The organism is Pontibacter sp. Tf4 (genome assembly GCF_014212495.1).
Lineage (GTDB): Bacteria > Bacteroidota > Bacteroidia > Cytophagales > Hymenobacteraceae > Pontibacter.
Genome location: NZ_JACKZC010000005.1, coordinates 24,095 through 41,475, shown reverse-complemented (window position 1 = coordinate 41,475; position 17,381 = coordinate 24,095). Strand labels below are relative to the sequence as shown.

At 48.2% G+C, this 17,381-nt stretch carries 13 protein-coding genes; 9 read left to right on the top strand and 4 right to left on the bottom strand.

Features of this window, described 5'->3' with window-relative positions:
* Nucleotides 1–42: 42 nt before the first annotated feature.
* Nucleotides 43–420: a ribosome silencing factor gene (gene rsfS / locus H7F15_RS09295; RefSeq protein WP_185196703.1), complete on the bottom strand. Its 378-nt coding sequence runs from the start codon at nucleotides 418–420 to the stop codon at nucleotides 43–45.
* A 49-nt stretch (nucleotides 421–469) separates the two neighbouring features.
* Between rsfS and H7F15_RS09290 the strand changes: the two genes are divergently transcribed.
* A complete protein-coding gene (locus H7F15_RS09290) occupies nucleotides 470–1,219 on the top strand; it encodes a biotin--[acetyl-CoA-carboxylase] ligase (protein WP_185196702.1) in 750 nt (249 codons plus the stop codon).
* A 76-nt stretch (nucleotides 1,220–1,295) separates the two neighbouring features.
* Here the strand turns inward: H7F15_RS09290 and H7F15_RS09285 are convergent, their stop codons facing one another.
* Nucleotides 1,296–2,792 carry a T9SS type A sorting domain-containing protein gene (locus H7F15_RS09285; RefSeq protein WP_185196701.1) on the bottom strand — a complete coding sequence of 499 codons (1,497 nt, stop codon included), beginning with the start codon at nucleotides 2,790–2,792 and terminating at the stop codon, nucleotides 1,296–1,298.
* A gap of 491 nt (nucleotides 2,793–3,283) precedes the next feature.
* Between H7F15_RS09285 and H7F15_RS09280 the strand changes: the two genes are divergently transcribed.
* From H7F15_RS09280 to H7F15_RS09260, 5 genes are all read left to right on the top strand, one after another.
* Entirely contained in the window at nucleotides 3,284–3,901 is a 618-nt protein-coding gene (locus H7F15_RS09280) for a T9SS type A sorting domain-containing protein (RefSeq protein ID WP_185196700.1), read from the top strand.
* Between the two features lie 270 nt (nucleotides 3,902–4,171).
* Nucleotides 4,172–7,144: a DUF2723 domain-containing protein gene (locus tag H7F15_RS09275; protein WP_185196699.1), complete on the top strand. Its 2,973-nt coding sequence runs from the start codon at nucleotides 4,172–4,174 to the stop codon at nucleotides 7,142–7,144.
* An 84-nt stretch (nucleotides 7,145–7,228) separates the two neighbouring features.
* The gene (locus H7F15_RS09270) at nucleotides 7,229–8,488 is read left to right on the top strand and encodes a GWxTD domain-containing protein (protein ID WP_255481164.1); all 1,260 of its coding nucleotides are present in this window, start codon (nucleotides 7,229–7,231) and stop codon (nucleotides 8,486–8,488) included.
* A complete protein-coding gene (gene rlmB, locus H7F15_RS09265; RefSeq protein ID WP_185196698.1) occupies nucleotides 8,461–9,276 on the top strand; it encodes a 23S rRNA (guanosine(2251)-2'-O)-methyltransferase RlmB in 816 nt (271 codons plus the stop codon). Before H7F15_RS09270 ends, rlmB begins: the two co-directional genes overlap by 28 nt.
* A 273-nt stretch (nucleotides 9,277–9,549) precedes the next feature.
* The gene (locus tag H7F15_RS09260) at nucleotides 9,550–9,966 is read left to right on the top strand and encodes a BrxA/BrxB family bacilliredoxin (protein ID WP_304608256.1); all 417 of its coding nucleotides are present in this window, start codon (nucleotides 9,550–9,552) and stop codon (nucleotides 9,964–9,966) included.
* A gap of 80 nt (nucleotides 9,967–10,046) precedes the next feature.
* Here H7F15_RS09260 and purD read toward each other — a convergent pair whose 3' ends face one another.
* Both purD and recQ read right to left on the bottom strand, forming a co-directional pair.
* A complete protein-coding gene (purD, locus tag H7F15_RS09255) occupies nucleotides 10,047–11,336 on the bottom strand; it encodes a phosphoribosylamine--glycine ligase (RefSeq protein WP_185196696.1) in 1,290 nt (429 codons plus the stop codon).
* Between the two features lie 199 nt (nucleotides 11,337–11,535).
* Entirely contained in the window at nucleotides 11,536–13,713 is a 2,178-nt protein-coding gene (gene recQ, locus H7F15_RS09250) for a DNA helicase RecQ (RefSeq protein ID WP_185196695.1), read from the bottom strand.
* Nucleotides 13,714–13,781: 68 nt separating this feature from the next.
* Here recQ and H7F15_RS09245 point away from each other — a divergent pair, with 68 nt between their 5' ends.
* From H7F15_RS09245 to H7F15_RS09235, 3 genes are all read left to right on the top strand, one after another.
* Nucleotides 13,782–14,753, top strand: coding sequence for an SIS domain-containing protein (locus H7F15_RS09245; RefSeq protein ID WP_185196694.1), 972 nt, complete (start codon nucleotides 13,782–13,784; stop codon nucleotides 14,751–14,753).
* Between the two features lie 10 nt (nucleotides 14,754–14,763).
* Nucleotides 14,764–15,840, top strand: a complete 1,077-nt coding sequence (locus tag H7F15_RS09240; RefSeq protein WP_185196693.1) for a mannose-1-phosphate guanylyltransferase — start codon at nucleotides 14,764–14,766, stop codon at nucleotides 15,838–15,840.
* 940 nt (nucleotides 15,841–16,780) lie between these two features.
* On the top strand, nucleotides 16,781–17,125 hold the full coding sequence (locus tag H7F15_RS09235) for a hypothetical protein (RefSeq protein ID WP_185196692.1): 345 nt from the start codon (nucleotides 16,781–16,783) through the stop codon (nucleotides 17,123–17,125).
* The last annotated feature ends 256 nt before the right edge of the window (nucleotides 17,126–17,381 follow it).

The window sequence follows — 17,381 nt, the reverse complement described above, 5'->3', positions numbered from 1 at the left end:
TGAAAAACTCCGGCCCGTACAAATTGTTCAGGCAGACCAGAGTTAGTTAACAGATTCCACATGCTGTATGCGGGCATCTCCCCATAATTCTTCCAGCGCGTAAAACTCTCGTTTATCTTTCAGGAAGACGTGTACCACCACATCTACGTAGTCCAGCAGTACCCATTCTCTGTTGGTACGGCCTTCGCTCTGCCACGGGTTCTGTTTGGTAGCTTTGTATACTTCTTCTTCCACTGCGTTGGCAATGGCTTCCAGTTGCGTGTCTGAGGTTGCGGATGCTATAACAAAGTAGTCTGAGACTGCATTTTTAAGCGATTTAAGGTTCATTATAACAATATCGGAGGCTTTCTTCTCCTGCATTCCTTTTACTACAAGCTCTGCCAATATGTCTGAATTAGCCTCAACCTTACTTTCTTTCATTTGTGCTGATTAAATTTGAAATACAAAAATATTAAATTTTGCCAAAGTTATGGTGCCTAATACGTTGTTTATAGGCCGGCAGCTATATTATCTGCCCGTCTGCGACTCTACAAACTCCGAGGCTCAACAGCTTCTTATCAAAAATAAAGCCACAGAGGGCTGTACCATTATTACGTCAGAACAAACGAAAGGGCGCGGGCAACGAGGCAATTCGTGGGAGGCCGAGCCCGGTAAAAACATCACGCTTTCGGTTATTTTGTCACCTGTGTTTCTGCCTGTCAGGCAACAGTTTTACCTGAATATGGCTGTTTCGCTGGCGGTGCTGGACCTGTTGCACGAACGGGGTGCTGCCGATGCGCAGGTAAAATGGCCCAACGATGTATACTTTAAAGATAAAAAGCTGGGCGGGATTTTAATAGAAAACACCATTAACAGCTATAGTTTACAACACAGTATAGTTGGTATTGGTTTAAATGTGAACCAGTTATACTTTGGTGTGGATACGGCTACCTCGCTGGCAACTATAACCGGCACCGGTATAAACCTGGAACAACTGACCGCCCGCCTGCTGGAACTGCTCGAAAAACGCTACCTGGAACTACGCAACGGTAAGCTGGCACGCCTGAAATACGAGTACCTGCAAAACCTTTACCGCTACCAGGAGGAGCACCTCTTCAGGGTTAACGGACAGACCCTTGCCGGAAGTATAGTTGGCGTAAACGAAGATGGTCAGCTTGGGGTAACTATAGACGGCGAGCTCAGGTTTTTTGGGTTTAAAGAGATCGCTTTTGTGATCTGATGGCCAGCCGCAAGTAAAAGGGAAGCACTATAGTTGCTTCCCTTTTACAATATACTATGGCTGTTGTGTTCCGGTGCTACTGAACTATAAGTTTCTGGGTCTGTTTATCGGTGCCCTGTAACAGGTTTACCACATACATGCCTTTCGGTAACCGCAGTTCCTGCAACGGCAAATCTATAGTTCGGCTGCCGGCATTTACCGGCCCTGTAAACATTACTTTACCGCTCATATCCACTATCTGCAGGCTTCCGCCATTTACATCAGCACCTGTGCCGGCTACCCATACTGTAATAGCTGTTCCGGTTGCCGGGTTAGGATACACCTGGAACCTGCCACTGCCCGGTACTGCTTTTAGTTGTACGGCTACTGTTTTGCTGTAAGCATAGGTTCCGTCGTAGTCTACCTGGCGTAGGCGGTAGTGGTAAACGCCCTGGCGCAGAACCGGGTCGGTATAACTATAGTTTAGCTTAATGCTGGAGTTTCCTGCGCCTGCTACCTGTCCTATCTTTTCGAACGTGCGGCCATCAGTGCTGCGCTCTACTTCAAAGCGTTCGTTGTCTTTTTCCGATGCTGTTTCCCATTGCAGGTCTATGCCGCTCTGCGTAGCCTTTCCTTTAAAGGATAAAAGTTCGACCGGCAACGGGGTGATCGGCGAATCCTCGCAGGATACGGTGTTGAAGCCTGTGGCCACCATCGTTTGCCCGGCCTGCATGGTAATGGTAAAATTTTCTTCGGGGTTGTAGGTGCCCGCAGGTAAACTGAACAGGAATTGGTCGGTAGCGCCGTTGGCAAAGCCTTTCGTGTTTTGTGCTTCAAAGGTCAGGATGCCGTCGGTGTAAGTAGTTTTGTATTTATAGTTTGCCTGGTAGCTGCTGCCGTTGTTGTCGCTTACTGCTGTAACGCCTTCGGGTGCGCCGGGTATTTCGATGCTGATCGTCTGTACATCTTCAGGCAGGTTGTTCTGTATCATAAAGCCGAGCGTAGTGCTGCCGCTGGTACTGGTGGTGGCCCCTGTAAAGCCAACTACAGCCTGCCCCAGGTCGATGCGGCAATCCGGCATTTGCCTGTCGGCCAGCGGTGCGCAGGTGCGGTGGTCGAATGTAACAAGGCTGGGTGCAGAGTTGGCCACTTTGGCCTGCACGCGGATGTTGTTCAGTGCATTGTAATCGGTGGTGTTGATTGCGAACTCAAATGTAAAACTACCTCCGTTGCTGATGTTGGTATTGTTCTTGGCAGTATACTGGATAGCGTTAAAGGTGGTCTCGATTTTTTTGCCGCTGGTTTTGCCATCGTGCACTATAAACTCCTTTTGCTGGGCATAGTAGTTGGATGGTTCGTCGGCGTCAGCACCTTCGGGTAGTTCAAAAGCAATGTACTCCAGGCGGTTGGTACAGTTTACGATAAGGGTAAAAGATAAAATATAGGTGTCCTGGTCGTGGCGTGTGGCTCCGTTAAGAGAGTATGTAAGGCAGCCGTCCGTCTTGCTGCAATCGGCGGGCTGCTGATCGGTCTGTGCACTGGCTGTTTGCCAGGTCAGCAGGATCATCAGGATAAAAAATATATAGGGCTTCATGTAAATTTCAATTCATGTGTAATCTAAAATAAGTTTAATATTTGCTGTAACGATGCCCGTTTATGGTAGTTGCACTATATTGTAAGGTTATTGATTTGGTGCAACTAAGTTCTTTGTAAAATATAATTATAATTTGCTTGTGTGTATATTTATAGTTTTATGTATATATAGGTAGTAAACTATAGGTAGATTAGTTATTGTATTTTGCTGTCATTGTAGTTGATGATGTTTAGTTGTATGTTGTTGGCAAAGTTATATTTAAGTGTTTCTATAGTGCTCTTTCAACTATAGTTTCGTGGCAGAAACGCCGGGGGTGGTAGGGTGGAAACTATAGCTTAGGCACCATTTTTGTTTAAGTTAAGCGCATAGGCCTGAACTATAGTTTTGGGCCTTAATTATCAGATTTTTCAGATATTTCGCTTATATATTCAGGCATTTGTACTATATTTGATTTTCTGGTATGAGTATAGCTGACTAAACCATGTACCCTTATGAAGAACTTTACTAAACTTGTATTTATATCCACCCTGCTTGGCTCGCACCTGCTTGGCTTAACGGCCATGGCGGCGTCGGTTATCAAAGCGGAGAAAGCTGAAGCGGCTTCGGGCGTTGCGCCAACATACAAAGGCGGCAGTACCCTCTGGAAACTGAAACAGGAAAAGTCAGGTGGACTGGTGGTATCGGCACAGAATGCTCGCCCTATTTTTGTAGCTTCAGAAGCAGAGCATACCTGCTCTAAAATTTATGCGGCAGCGGTAGGCCCGTCTTTCCATATTGATGCGCCTAAACCGGATAAAAGCATGTATGCCTCGGTAACACTGGCTTCGTTTACACCCATACGCGATGTAAAAACAGTGCCTTCTATCAACGCATACCCTAACCCGTCTAACGGCCCGACCCGCCTGACACTTACACAGTCTGGTAGCGACAACTATAAGATCCGCATCTCCAACACCATTGGTCGTGTGATCTTTACAAAGAACCTGGCCGCTACCGAGGCCAAAGAAGTGACCCTGGATATGAGCCCATACCCATCGGGTGTGTATTTCTATAGTTTGCTGGTGAACGACAAAACCGTAGAAACCAAGCGACTGATCCTTCAGAAATAATTTTACTTAGTGAACGATATACCTATAAGAAGCCGGCCTCAGGTCGGCTTTTTATGTGTAAGGTAGGGTAATTTCTGGGGTTAGAAAGGTAAGAGTTGGTGTAGAGATGTAATACTTGGCATCTTAAACTATAGTTAAGTCAACAATCAACCTCTGACAATTTAACTATTTAGCCTGCAGTAATTCAACCTTTCGGTCATCAACAATTAACAATCCGCAATTATATCTCACATAATTTAGTATTTTCGGGGCGCAATCCTAAAAATTACCATGACAGACTATCGAAAGATAAATAACCTTGTAGGCTGGGTCGTATTCCTGATCGCGACCGTTGTGTATGTGCTAACCCTTGAACCCACAGCCAGCTTTTGGGATGCAGGTGAGTTTATAGCCTGTTCGTACAAATTGCTGGTGCCGCACCCGCCGGGGGCTCCGTTTTACCTGTTGGTAGGCCGTTTGTTCTCCATGTTTGCAGGCGATCCGTCGCAGGTGGCGTGGTGGGTTAACCTGTTGTCAGCGCTTTGCAGCTCTTTCACGGTGCTGTTCCTGTTCTGGACCATCACAATCTTTGCTAAGAAGCTTTTAGTAAAAGAAGGCGAAACACCAACTACAGGTAATATTCTGCTGGTAATGGGTGCTGGTGTCGTTGGTGCCCTGGCCTATACCTTCTCCGATTCTGCCTGGTTTTCTGCAGTAGAGGCCGAAGTTTATGCGATGTCGTCGTTCTTTACGGCGATCGTGTTCTGGGCCATGCTGCGCTGGGAAGAAAAAGTAGGCGAGCCTCACTCCGATAAATGGCTTGTTCTGATCGCGTACCTGGTAGGTTTATCTATAGGCGTGCACTTACTGAACCTGGTAACTATACCGGCGCTTGCCTTTATCTACTACTACAGACTTTACAAACCAACCTTAACCGGCGGACTGATTGCCTTTGGTATCAGCGCTGTTATCGTGATGTCGATATTATGGGGCATTATACCTGGCCTGCCATCGGTGGCTGGTAGGGTAGAGGTGTTCTTTGTAAACTCCCTGGGGCTGCCGTTTGGCTCTGGTATTATCATATTTGTGTTGCTGGTAGTGGCGGCCATTGCCTATGGCATCATGTACTCCATCAGGCGCAACATGCGCGTGCTGAACACTGCGCTGCTGAGCCTCGTGTTTGTGCTGATCGGCTACTCTTCTTACATGATGATCCCGATCCGTTCCTCTTATGAGCCAACTATAGACGAGAACGACCCGGATGATATTATGAGCGTGGTGGCTTACCTGAAGCGTGAGCAGTACGGCGACCGTCCGTTGTTGTACGGGCCGCAGTACAATGCCCAGCCGATAGGCCAGGAAGAAGGTGCCATGCGTTACATTAAAGGCAAGGATAAGTACCTGCCTACGCAGCCAAAAGTAGAGCCTGTGTACGATGAGAAGGACCTGACCTTGCTGCCTCGTATTTACAGTGATGCGCCGCAACACATAGATGAATACAAAAAGTGGGTAGATATACGGGAAGGGCAGATGCCGACATTCGGGCAGAACCTAAGCTTCCTGCTTAACTACCAGTTAGGGCACATGTACTGGCGCTACTTCCTCTGGAACTTTGTAGGCCGTGAGAGCGACGTGCAGAATGCCGGCGTGGTCTGGTTTGTAGATAACGAGGCCGGTCTTCCGGCGCTGGTAGAAAACAGCAAAGCCCGCAACAACTTTTTCGCGCTGCCGCTTATTATAGGTATACTTGGCCTGATCTGGCAGATCCGCAAAGATGAAAAGAATGCATTTATAGTTGGTCTGTTGTTCTTCTTTACAGGCATGGCCATTGCGCTTTACCTGAACCAGCCACCAACAGAGCCACGCGAGCGCGATTATACCTTTGCCGGTTCGTATTACGCCTTCAGTATCTGGATTGGACTGGGTGTGGTAGCTGTGGCCGGGCTACTGGAGAAGGTGCTGCGCGACCAGGCAACCCGTGCTGCCGTAGCAACTATAGTTTGCTTGCTGGTGCCGGGTATAATGGCTGCCGAGGGCTGGGACGATCATGACCGTTCGCACCGCTACCAGTCTGTCGATTCTGCCCGTAACCTGCTGGATTCTGTAGCTCCTAACGGTATACTTTTCACCAACGGCGACAACGATACCTTCCCGCTGTGGTATGTGCAGGAAGTAGAAGGTTACCGTACCGACGTGCGGGTGGCTGTACTAAGCTACCTGAACACCGACTGGTATGTAGAGCAGATGATGCGCCCGTCTTACAAATCAGCGCCATGGCCGTTAACCTTAGGCATCGAGAACTACAGACAAGGCACCAACGACTACCTGCCGTACGACGAGAAACCACAGGTAGCAGGCGGTATCGATCTGAAACAATTCATTGACCTGGTAAAACAGAACCACAAAGCCCTGCAGGTGCAGTATGGCCCGGGCACTACGTTGCTCACGTTCCCTACCAAAACCTTTGTATTGCCTGTTGATAAAGAGAAGGTGGCACAAATGGGCTTTATACCAGACGAGAAAGAAGGTCAGATCGTGGACCAGATGAAGTGGGTGATCAATAAATCGCTGCTGGAAAAGAAACACCTGGTAATGCTGGATCTGCTGGCAACCAATAACTGGGAGCGCCCTGTTTATTTCTCAACCACCGTAAACAGTGCAGACTTTATCGGTTTATCGGAATACTTCCAGTTAGATGGCCTGGCGTACCGCATTGTGCCGGTTAAAACAGTACAGGACGAGAACCAGAGCTTCCTGAACAGCCCAGGTTACCTGAACAAGGAAGTGATGTACAACAACCTGATGAAGGAGTTCGAGTTCCGTAATTTTGATGACCCGAACATTTTCTACGACGAGAACTACTATCGCTTTACTGCCAATGCCCGTGATAAATTCGGGAAGCTGGCAGCGGCTTACCTGGCAGAAGGCAACAAAGAGCGTGCAAAAGCGCTGGTAGACCGTTGCTTTACCGCATTGCCGGTTTCAACAGTGCCTTACGACTACTATACGCCACAGTTCATTACAATTTACGCGGATTTAGGCGAAGAGCAGAAGGCAAAAGAGCTGCTGGAAGGTATGGTAAAACAGTCGTCTGAAAACCTGAACTATTACCTGTCAAAAGGTGCCCTGTTCGAGATGGAGATACAGACCAATATGCTGATGATGCAGCAGTTAGTATATGCAGCGCAGGAGATTGGTATGCCGGAGCGCGCTGCCGAACTGGAGCAACAGTTTATGCAGTACCTGCAGCGCATGCGCCGCTAAACAAAATAAGTATTTAAACAGTAGAATAGGCCGGGCTGATATGCAGTCCGGCCTGTTTATTTAAACACATTTCATGATCGGGTAATGGCGCCAGAAGTTGCAATACATCGTTTGCTGATGCTGCTTATAAGTGTAACTATAGTTGCCTGCAGCCAGACATCGCCGGGCACAGTGCCGGTGCGGGTAACGTCAGCACAAGCCAGGCAGGCGCCCGAGCAGGCAAAGCCCGAAGTAGCAATGGCTTACGTGTACCAGGCCACCCCCGACAGCCTGAAACTACATTTCCTGTTTTATGATGTAAGCCGCCTGCTGGAACTACAGCGCTCAGCCACAAGCCTGACCTACGAAGTAAAAGACAACAACTCCAGAGCCGTTCTGCTGCGCGATACCATAGCTATAGTTGCAATCCCCAACCCAGAGAGTAATGATGCTGTTTCGGTGCGGGTAACTATACCACGCACGCAGGTTGCGGCCGGCAATGTGCTTAACCTTAAACTATGGCAGGAGTTTGCCGGACAATCCAGAAAGAACACATCCTTCAGAGTGCCATTGCAGCCCGCAATGCTCGGCAAGTCGGCCCTGCTGGTGCGGCAGCACACCGGGCAACCACTTATACAAAGTTATACTACCACTACAGATACGCTGCTGTTACAGGATGCCGACACAACAGGTCGTATGGTCCTCTACCGTTTCGAGCCGGAGTTTGTACCGGCCCTGCCACCCATGTCCACGCGCCAGGAGCCACAGCCGCAAACATTTCAGCCCCTCGACTCGCTTACAGTAGCCGCTACCGATACGTTTGTGTTTCCGCAGCAGGGCTTATACCTGCTCTGGCCTAATACAGCCTTTGCCCGCGGTCTGCTGGTTGAGCCCTGGCATTTTCCGCAGGTAACGATGGCCCGCGAAATGCTGCAGCCCCTTATTTACCTGACCACTTCCACCGAGCGGGAGCGCCTGTTTAAAGCACCTGATCCTAAAAAGGCTATTGATGATTTCTGGCTGAGCGTGGCCGGCGAAAAGCACCTTGCCCGCGAGCTTATTCGCACCTATTATGGCCGTGTAGAGCAGGCCAACAAGCTTTACACCTCTTACAAACCCGGCTGGGCCACCGACCGCGGCATGATCTACCTTATTTACGGGCCGCCCAGCGACATCAGCCGTGTAGGTAGCACCGAGACCTGGATTTACCGCCAGACTGAGATGCAGCCCTACGTTAAGTTCGTTTTTACCAAAAAAGAGAATAACTTTACCGAAAATCACTATGAGCTGGTACGGCGTCGTGAGTACGAAGAAAGCTGGTACAGCGCAGTTGCAAAATGGAGAGCAGGAATAACAGATATGTGAGCGGCGGCAGCTACGGCAGGCCCAGAGCTCCGAAAGAAGACAAGTTAGAAATGATATTCGGCTCCCGGCCAATATTGGAAGCAATGCTGGCAGGCAAAACACTGGAAAAAATATTTCTGCAGCGTGGCGCCAAAAACCCTACCACCGACGAGATCATAGCGGAAGCCAAGCGTTTTGATGTGCCGGTTGCTACCGTTCCGATTGAGAAACTGAACAACCTGACACGCAAAAACCACCAGGGCGCCGTTGCTTTTATTTCCCCGATCAGCTATCAGCCCCTGCACGAGATCGTGACCTCGCTGTTTGAGCAAGGCAAAAGCCCTTTACTGCTGGTACTTGACCGTATTACCGATGTGCGCAACTTTGGCTCCATTGCCCGTAATGCCGAATGTATGGGCGTGGATGCGATCGTGATCCCAAGCCGTGGCGGTGCCCAGATAAATGCGGATGCCATGAAAACATCAGCCGGTGCCCTGAACCTGGTACCAGTGTGCCGCGAACCTAACCTGAAGGACACAATTGATTACCTGAAAGATTACGGCGTACAGATCGTAGCCTGTACCGAGAAAACAGACACTAACCTGACAGACGGCTCCCTGGATATGGTAGGTCCGACGGCCATCCTGATGGGTAGTGAAGAAGACGGTATCTCGCCGGAGTACCTGAAGCGCGCCGACGCCAAGGTGCGTATCCCGCTCTTAGGCCAGATCGGCTCCCTGAACGTGTCTGTCGCAACCGGAATCATTCTTTACGAAGCTATGAGCCAGCGTTTGCGGGAGGTTAAGTAATAGAAACATTAAGTAACTGAACTATAAAATGACTGCCTCCAAGGCAGTCATTTTTGTTTAATAGGGTAGCTCTATAGTTGATGTTGCTGTCTGAACTATAGTTCTTTATAGTTGTTTCTGCTGTTATTTTAGGAGTTTTATGTGTCCTATAGATTGGCTATAGTTAAATCCTGTCCCCCGACAAGGAGGTGATATACATCATCTTCTGATGTCCTAAATATTTTGTAAATTTGCAGCTCGTAGTTTTAATCTTAAATAAGAACGATTATGGGAATGTATCCTGAATATATGGTTGCCCCTATCCGCGAGGATCTTACGTCGGCGGGTTTTGAGCAATTAATGACACCAGAAGAAGTAGAGCAGGTGCTTTCTACAAAAGAAGGAACTGTACTGGTAGCCATTAACTCTGTATGCGGTTGTGCAGCCTCTAAGGCACGCCCTGCCCTAAAAATGGCTGTGGCTGCTGCTGATCAGAAACCTGACAAACTAATAACTGTATTTGCAGGTATGGAAGCAGATGCTGTTGCCAAAGCCCGCGAGTACATGTTGCCTTATCCTCCTTCATCACCATCAATCGCACTGTTTAAAGATGGCGAGCTGGTGCACATGATTGAGCGTTACCACATTGAAGGCAACGAGCTTAACCGCATTGTTGACAACCTGAAAGGCGCTTTTGAAGCTTACTGCTAACTATAGCACAGCATTTTAAAACAGGAAAGGCCGGTTAATGCAACCGGCCTTTCCTGTTTTTATAGTTAACCTATAGTTGGCTATACTTTCTCCTGTCTCAGGTCAAACCCGATATCGCGGCGGTAGTAGCGGCCCTGCCAGGTTATCGTTTCGGCAGCCTGGTTGGCTTTGGCCAGTGCTTCGTCCAGGGTATTGCCGAGGGCAGTTACAGCTATTACACGACCACCGTTATTCACCAGTTTATCATCTACTTTTTTGGTACCGGCATGGAACACCAGCACCTCCGGGCTTACTTTATCCAGGCCAGATATCTCTTTGCCTTTCTCAAACCCTTCGGGGTAGCCACCTGATACCAGGAACACCGTAGCAGCCGTGCGCGGGTCTACTTCCAGTTTATAGCTGCCCAGCGTATGGTCGTGCAGCGACTTAAACAGCTCAAACAAATCTGACTTAATGCGTGGCAGTATGGCTTCGGTTTCAGGGTCGCCGAGGCGCACGTTGTACTCAATTACGTAAGGCTCGTTATTTACCTTTATCAGGCCAATGAACAGGAAGCCGCTGTACTCCAGGCCTTCCTGCTGCATACCGGCTATAGTTGGCTCAATTACGCGTTCCTTCACCTTCTGCATGAACACCTCATCGGCAAACGGCACCGGCGAAATAGCGCCCATACCACCTGTGTTCAGACCGGCATCGCCTTCGCCTATGCGCTTGTAGTCTTTCGCTTCCGGCAGCAGCACATATTCTTTTCCATCCGTCAGAATGAACACCGATACCTCAATACCTTCCAGAAACTCTTCGATCACGACTTTGGTGCCGGCATTGCCGAAACGCTTGTTGCGCAGCATATCTTCCAGGGCATCCAGGGCATGTTCGAAATCCGGGGAGATGATAACGCCTTTTCCGGCAGCCAGTCCATCGGCTTTCAGCACAACCGGGTAAGTATGGTTGCGCAGATATTCTACTGCTTCACGGTAGGTATTTTCGGTAAAGGTCTGGTAGCGGGCCGTCGGGATGTTGTATTTCTGCAGAAAAGCTTTACAGAAATCTTTGCTGCCTTCCAGCATGGCACCCGCCTTTTTCGGGCCGATCACCAGAATGTGCTTCAGGTACTCTTTTTCCTGGAAGTAATCGTGAATACCTTCTACCAGCGAGTTTTCCTGCCCTACTACCAGCATCATAATATTAAAATCGGTAGCAAACTTGGCTACTTCTTCAAAGTTATGGATGTCTACACTGGCATGTGTCCCGTACGCCATAGTTCCGGCATTGCCAGGGGCAACAAACACTTCCTCGCAATATTCGCTCTGCTTCAGTTTCCAGGCAATGGTATGCTCACGGGCTCCGGACCCAATTATCAATACGTTCATAGTTTTGTTGCTAATGTTGATTGCTGTACTCCGTGTTGCGAAGTTAAAGATTTATAGTTGCCCGCGCAGCACAAACTATAGTTTTATAGTCGTGCAACTATAGCCGGGCAGACTTTTTAAACAAAAAGACCGCTGCATTCCTGCAACGGTCTTCTCTTATACTTATGCTGGTTAATAATCGGCCACCAACAACTAGCAATTAATTGGCATACTCTGACAGGAACTTGATACGCATCAGGCGCAGGTCTTCTTCGGTATAGTCGTCGGTGCCCAGTTCTTTCAGTGCCACGGCAATGTTATCGGTGCTGGCGCTCATAAAGTAATCGTAGATCTCCTCCTGGCGCTCTTCATCCAGCACATTATTGATGTAGTAGTTCAGGTTAAGCTTAGTACCCGAGTAGCAGATGTGCTCTATCTCTTCTATCAGTTCCTGCATGGTCAGGTCTTTAGAGGCTGCAATCTCGTCCAGGTCTACTTTTTTATCTATCTGCTGAATAATGTAGATCTTGATCTTGGATTTGTTGACCGTTGTTTTCACCACCACATCAGCAGCAGTTACAATATCGTTCTCCTCTACATACTTGCTGATCATGTCCAGGAACGGCTTTCCGAACTTCTGTACCTTACCCATTCCTACACCGGCAATATGCGCCAGGTCCTCTTTGGTAGTAGGGTAAACAGTAGCCATCTCTTTTAAAGACGGATCCTGGAACAGCACGTATGGCGGCAGGCCTTTTTCCTTGGCCAGCTTCTTGCGCAGGTTCTTCAGTAAATCGAAAAGAACTTCGTCGTGACCGGCGGCGGCCTGCGTTTCTTCTTTTTCCTCGTCTTCTTTTACTTCCTGCTCAAAGTTATGGTCTTTGGTCAGTTCTATCGGGTGCGGGTTGGCTATAAAAGCTCTTCCTTTCTCGGTTAGCTTCACAACGCCAAAGTTCTCTATGTCTTTTTCCAGAAACTCAGACAACAACACCTGGCGCAGCACCGAACTCCAGAACTGTACATCCTGCTCTTTGCCAACAGCAAATACTTCCAGTTTGTCGTGTTCGTAGCTGGTTACATGCTGGTTGCGCAGGCCGGTAAGTACAGCCGTAATATGGTCGATGCCAAAACGCTCTCCGGTCTGCTCTACTGCTTTTAGGGCGTTTACCACTTCGTTCTGCGCTTCGAAGCGCTCTTTCGGGTGCAGGCAGTTGTCGCAGAAACCACAGTCCTTTTCGTATGCTTCGCCGAAGTAATGCAGCAATTGTTTACGGCGGCAAACCGCAGAGTCGGCGTAAGCGGCCATTTCCTGCAGCAACAGTTTCGAATTGTCGCGTTCGGTTACCGGCTTGTCTTTGTTAAATTTCTCAAGCTTTATGATGTCATCGTAACTATAGAACATCAGGCAGTTGCCTTCCAGCCCATCACGCCCGGCGCGGCCTGTTTCCTGGTAATAGCCTTCTATCGATTTAGGGGTATCGTAGTGGATCACAAAACGCACATCCGGCTTATCGATGCCCATGCCAAAAGCTATAGTTGCTACGATCACGTCTACTTCCTCGTTCAGGAAGGCATCCTGGTTGGCCATGCGTATATTGGCATCCAGTCCGGCGTGGTAAGGCAGCGCCTTCACGTCATTCACGCGCAGCAGCTCGGCAATTTCTTCTACTTTTTTGCGGCTCAGGCAATACACCACACCACTTTTGCCTTTGTTCTTCTTAACGTACTGTATCAGCTGTTTTTTGGTCTTGTGCTTAGGGCGTACCTCGTAGTACAGGTTAGTACGGTTAAACGACGACTTGAAAACAGAAGCTTCATCCATCTGCAGGTTTCGCTGAATATCCAGCTGTACTTTTGGCGTAGCTGTAGCCGTAAGGGCAATGATGGGCAGGTTGCCTATCTGGTCTATAATGCCTCGTATGCGACGGTACTCCGGACGGAAGTCGTGGCCCCACTCCGAAATACAGTGTGCCTCATCTATGGCTACAAACGAGATGTTGGAGCTGCGCAGAAATTCGATCGTTTCTTCTTTGGTAAGCGACTCCGGCGCCACATACAACAGCTTTACCTCGCCGGCCAGCGTTTCTTTCTTTACCTTGTTTATCTCAGACTTAGAAAGCGTAGAGTTAAGAAACTGGGCATTCACGCCAAACGCGTTCAGCTGATCTACCTGGTTTTTCATCAGGGCGATGAGCGGCGAGATAACGATGGCCGTACCCGGTAACGATAAAGCAGGCAGTTGATAGCACAACGACTTGCCGGCGCCTGTAGGCATAATCACAAAGGTGTTTTTGCCGTTAATAATGTTGTTTATTATCAGCTCCTGATTTCCCCTGAATTGATTATACCCAAAAACTTCCTTTAATTTGTTCTTGAGATTTACCTCTGTAAGTGACATGTAATTCCTGCAAAAAATAAGTAAGGTTGCAACGTACTCAAATAAGCGTACATTAACACAAATTTAACTTGAATCTGATTAATAATATAACTCAAATAGCAAAAAAAGTCTTACTATCTGAGGCCGAAGCTATCGCCAGACTGGCAGATTTTATCGACGAGGATTTTAAAAATTGCGTCGAAGCCATTCTAACTATAAAAGGCCGCGTAGTTGTGACCGGCATCGGTAAAAGTGCTAATATAGCCCAAAAAATCGTAGCAACCTTAAACTCTACCGGCACCCCTGCCTTGTTTATGCACGCTGCCGATGCCATCCACGGCGATCTGGGCATGATCCAACCCGAAGACTTTGTGATCTGCATCTCTAAAAGCGGTAATACACCTGAAATAAAGGTATTGGTTCCGCTTTTAAAACGTAAAGGTTCCAAACTGGCGGCCATGGTATCCAGCACGGACTCGTACCTGGCCGAAAGCGCTGATTATGTACTGAATGCCAACGTAGAGCGCGAAGCCTGCCCCAATAACCTGGCCCCAACCACCAGCACCACCGCTGCCCTTGCCCTTGGCGATGCCCTGGCGGTATGCCTTTTAGAGGCACGCGGTTTCAGCAGTGCCGATTTTGCCCGCCTACACCCGGGTGGCTCGCTGGGCAAACGCCTTTATTTAAAGGTAGAGGATATTTATAAACAAAACCAGGCCCCTAAGGTTAACGAAACAGCCAGCCTGCGCGAAATCATTATCGAAATATCTTCTAAAAGACTGGGTGCCACCGCTGTAGTAAAAGAAAACACCGATGAACTGGTTGGCATTATAACCGATGGCGACTTACGTCGTATGTTGGACAAATATCAATCAACAGAAGGTATTAAAGCTACCGATATTATGACGGCCTCGCCACTAACGATAGAGCCGGACCAGTATGCGGCCGAAGCGATGGCCATTATGCAGGATAAAAACATAACGCAATTAATCGTAACCGACTCCGGAAAATTTGAAGGTTTTGTGCACCTGCACGACCTCCTGAAAGAAGGACTTGTATAAAGCAACACCCATGAACGACAACACCTACGTGGTGATAATGGCAGGCGGCATTGGAAGCCGTTTCTGGCCATTTAGCCGTACCAACTACCCGAAGCAGTTCCACGATGTGCTGGGTACCGGCGAAACCATGCTCCAGATGACGATGAAGCGTTTTGAGCAGATTTGTCCGACTGAGCACATTTTTATAGTTACCAACCGCGACTATGAGCACCTGGTAAAAGAGCAGCTCCCACAACTTGCTGATAACCAGATTCTGCTTGAGCCTATAGGGCGCAACACCGCGCCTTGCATTGCTTACGCCTCTTATAAAATTGCCCAGCTAAACCCGGATGCTAACCTTATAGTTACCCCATCTGACCACGTGGTGCTGAAGCAGGAGGCCTTTAACCAGGTAATTAACACCGCTTTAGAAGCTGCCTCGCAGGACGATGTACTGATTACGTTAGGCATTACGCCAAGCCGCCCGGATACGGGTTATGGCTACATTCAGTTTATTGCCGATGGCGACCAGCCTATTAAAAAAGTAAAGACCTTTACCGAAAAGCCTAACCTGGAGCTTGCACAGATGTTCCTGAACAGTGGCGACTTTGTGTGGAACTCCGGTATCTTTATCTGGAATGTGCAAAGCATCCTGCGCGCGTTCCGCCAGTTCCTGCCCGAAGTTTCGGAGATATTTGAGGAGGGCAGCGCTGCTTACAATACCTCTGAAGAGGCAAATTTTATCGTGAAAGCCTACTCGCACTGCCGCAACATCTCTATTGACTATGGCATTATGGAGAAGGTGGACAATGTGTATGTGGTGTTAAGCGATATCGGCTGGTCCGACCTTGGCACCTGGAACTCGCTCTATACTATCAGCGACAAAGACGAGAACGCCAACGTAGTTGACGGCATGGCCATGCTGTACGACACGAAAAACTGCATCATCAAAACACCTAAAGACCGACTGGTAGTATTACAGGGCCTGGAAGGGTACATTATCGCAGAACACGATAATGTGCTGATGATCTGCAAATTAGAAGAAGAACAGAAAGTAAAAGACTTTACAGCAGATGCGAAGTCTAAAAAAGGGCAGAACTATATTTAAACGATAGTTTACCATCCTGTAAAAGAGCTGAACCGATCACCGTTTCAGCTCTTTTGTTTTTGTCTGAATCAGGATTTGCAGGATTTGGGCTTTGGGTATAGTTTTATAGTTAATGTTTTAACACCCCTATAGTCCCCTCAAGGGGACAGTCTGCGCCTTTTTTATAGTTTCAACTATAGTTCTAGTTACAACCTGAGAACAGGACAGGTTTACCTGTCCCTAAGGAATTACAACCACAAGGAAAGCAAATCTGCATTAACCAAGAGCAAGTACAGCAACTATAGTTAGAGCAGCAGCTATCGAATTGCTATCAGTCTTTGGGTTGAGCGCCTTTGACTTGTTGCGGTGCCGTTAGGCAACACGAGCGCAGCGAGGGTAGCAAGAAGGCAGCAGCGCGATGCCCGAAGACGGGGCCCCGCGGCCGTGAGCGCACCAAAGCCAACTATAGAACGATAGGTTCATAGAGTTCCCAGGATGAAGAGTAGCTATAAAACAGAAGGCTTGTTTCAAGTTGCGACTACAGTAACTATAGATAGGCTGTATAAGATCTCTCGACTTCGCTCGGGATGACAAAAAAGCAGCCATGGTCTGAGATAAATTAAATGACAATAGTTAAAATGAACTATAGGACAAATAAGATCCCTCGCAGCTACGCTGACTCTTTTCGACTCGCGTCTCAAGAATGCTCAGGATGACAAAAGAGGAACAATAGGTTGAAGTATATTTCTTGCTACCCTCGAAATGACAACTTTATTGTGTGAACTATAAAAAATTGCATTGTTTGTTGAATTGCTAAGCTGCTTAAAACTCTTTTCAATGATGTAAGTATATGGTAGCATGGGAATAAAGCCTGTGCCCAGGTTATAGTTTTTTGCTTGGAAGTATAAGAATTACCTGTCACTTGCCTCCCTAATACATGTGCCATTTATACTTCTTTGTTATGTTGTCACATCACCCTTATACCAGCCTCCCACAGGTGCATTACTTCTACCTGCCCTCCCAAAACGGTAAGCCCGCCGAAGTAATAGCGGTCCTGAATTGCACCTCCGATGTTATCTATATTCCGGTACCTGAAGAAGATGTGGAATTGCACGCTTTTTTCCAGAGAAGTATAACCGGAGCCGAAACCAGGCGCTTTGGCGACAAACCAGTGTGGCGCATCTTCAATTCGTGGGCAGAGCTGGCATCAGATCATCAGAAATACAAAGTAAACCCCGCTGTGATGGAATTGCTGCTGGACTGCAGAACTGGTAAGCCGCTGGAAGAACAGTACGCGGTAGCCTGATTACAGAGTATGAATCGTCCTGAAACAGGTTGACAGATTTAATAAGATCCCGGTTTGTTTAGGCAGGCCGGGATTTTTTTGATGTACCTGCTATGGTGTCCTTTTAGGGCCATCTCCAGGGCCTTCCCCATGTTGGCAGCTTCCATGTTGGCTGCCACCGCATAGCCCACGATTTTGCGGCTGTAGGCGTCGGTGAGCAGGTTCGCATAGCAGGTGCCTTGCCGGGTTTGACATAGGTGATGTCACTGGCCTAAAC

Excerpts from the sequence above, each read along its gene's own strand:
- rsfS (WP_185196703.1), bottom strand. The coding sequence starts at position 420 with ATGAAAGAAAGTAAGGTTGAGGCTAATTCAGACATATTGGCAGAGCTT.
- H7F15_RS09290 (WP_185196702.1), top strand. The coding sequence starts at position 470 with ATGGTGCCTAATACGTTGTTTATAGGCCGGCAGCTATATTATCTGCCC.
- H7F15_RS09285 (WP_185196701.1), bottom strand. The coding sequence starts at position 2,792 with ATGAAGCCCTATATATTTTTTATCCTGATGATCCTGCTGACCTGGCAA.
- H7F15_RS09280 (WP_185196700.1), top strand. The coding sequence starts at position 3,284 with ATGAAGAACTTTACTAAACTTGTATTTATATCCACCCTGCTTGGCTCG.
- H7F15_RS09275 (WP_185196699.1), top strand. The coding sequence starts at position 4,172 with ATGACAGACTATCGAAAGATAAATAACCTTGTAGGCTGGGTCGTATTC.
- H7F15_RS09270 (WP_255481164.1), top strand. The coding sequence starts at position 7,229 with ATGGCGCCAGAAGTTGCAATACATCGTTTGCTGATGCTGCTTATAAGT.
- rlmB (WP_185196698.1), top strand. The coding sequence starts at position 8,461 with ATGGAGAGCAGGAATAACAGATATGTGAGCGGCGGCAGCTACGGCAGG.
- H7F15_RS09260 (WP_304608256.1), top strand. The coding sequence starts at position 9,550 with ATGTATCCTGAATATATGGTTGCCCCTATCCGCGAGGATCTTACGTCG.
- purD (WP_185196696.1), bottom strand. The coding sequence starts at position 11,336 with ATGAACGTATTGATAATTGGGTCCGGAGCCCGTGAGCATACCATTGCC.
- recQ (WP_185196695.1), bottom strand. The coding sequence starts at position 13,713 with ATGTCACTTACAGAGGTAAATCTCAAGAACAAATTAAAGGAAGTTTTT.
- H7F15_RS09240 (WP_185196693.1), top strand. The coding sequence starts at position 14,764 with ATGAACGACAACACCTACGTGGTGATAATGGCAGGCGGCATTGGAAGC.
- H7F15_RS09235 (WP_185196692.1), top strand. The coding sequence starts at position 16,781 with ATGTTGTCACATCACCCTTATACCAGCCTCCCACAGGTGCATTACTTC.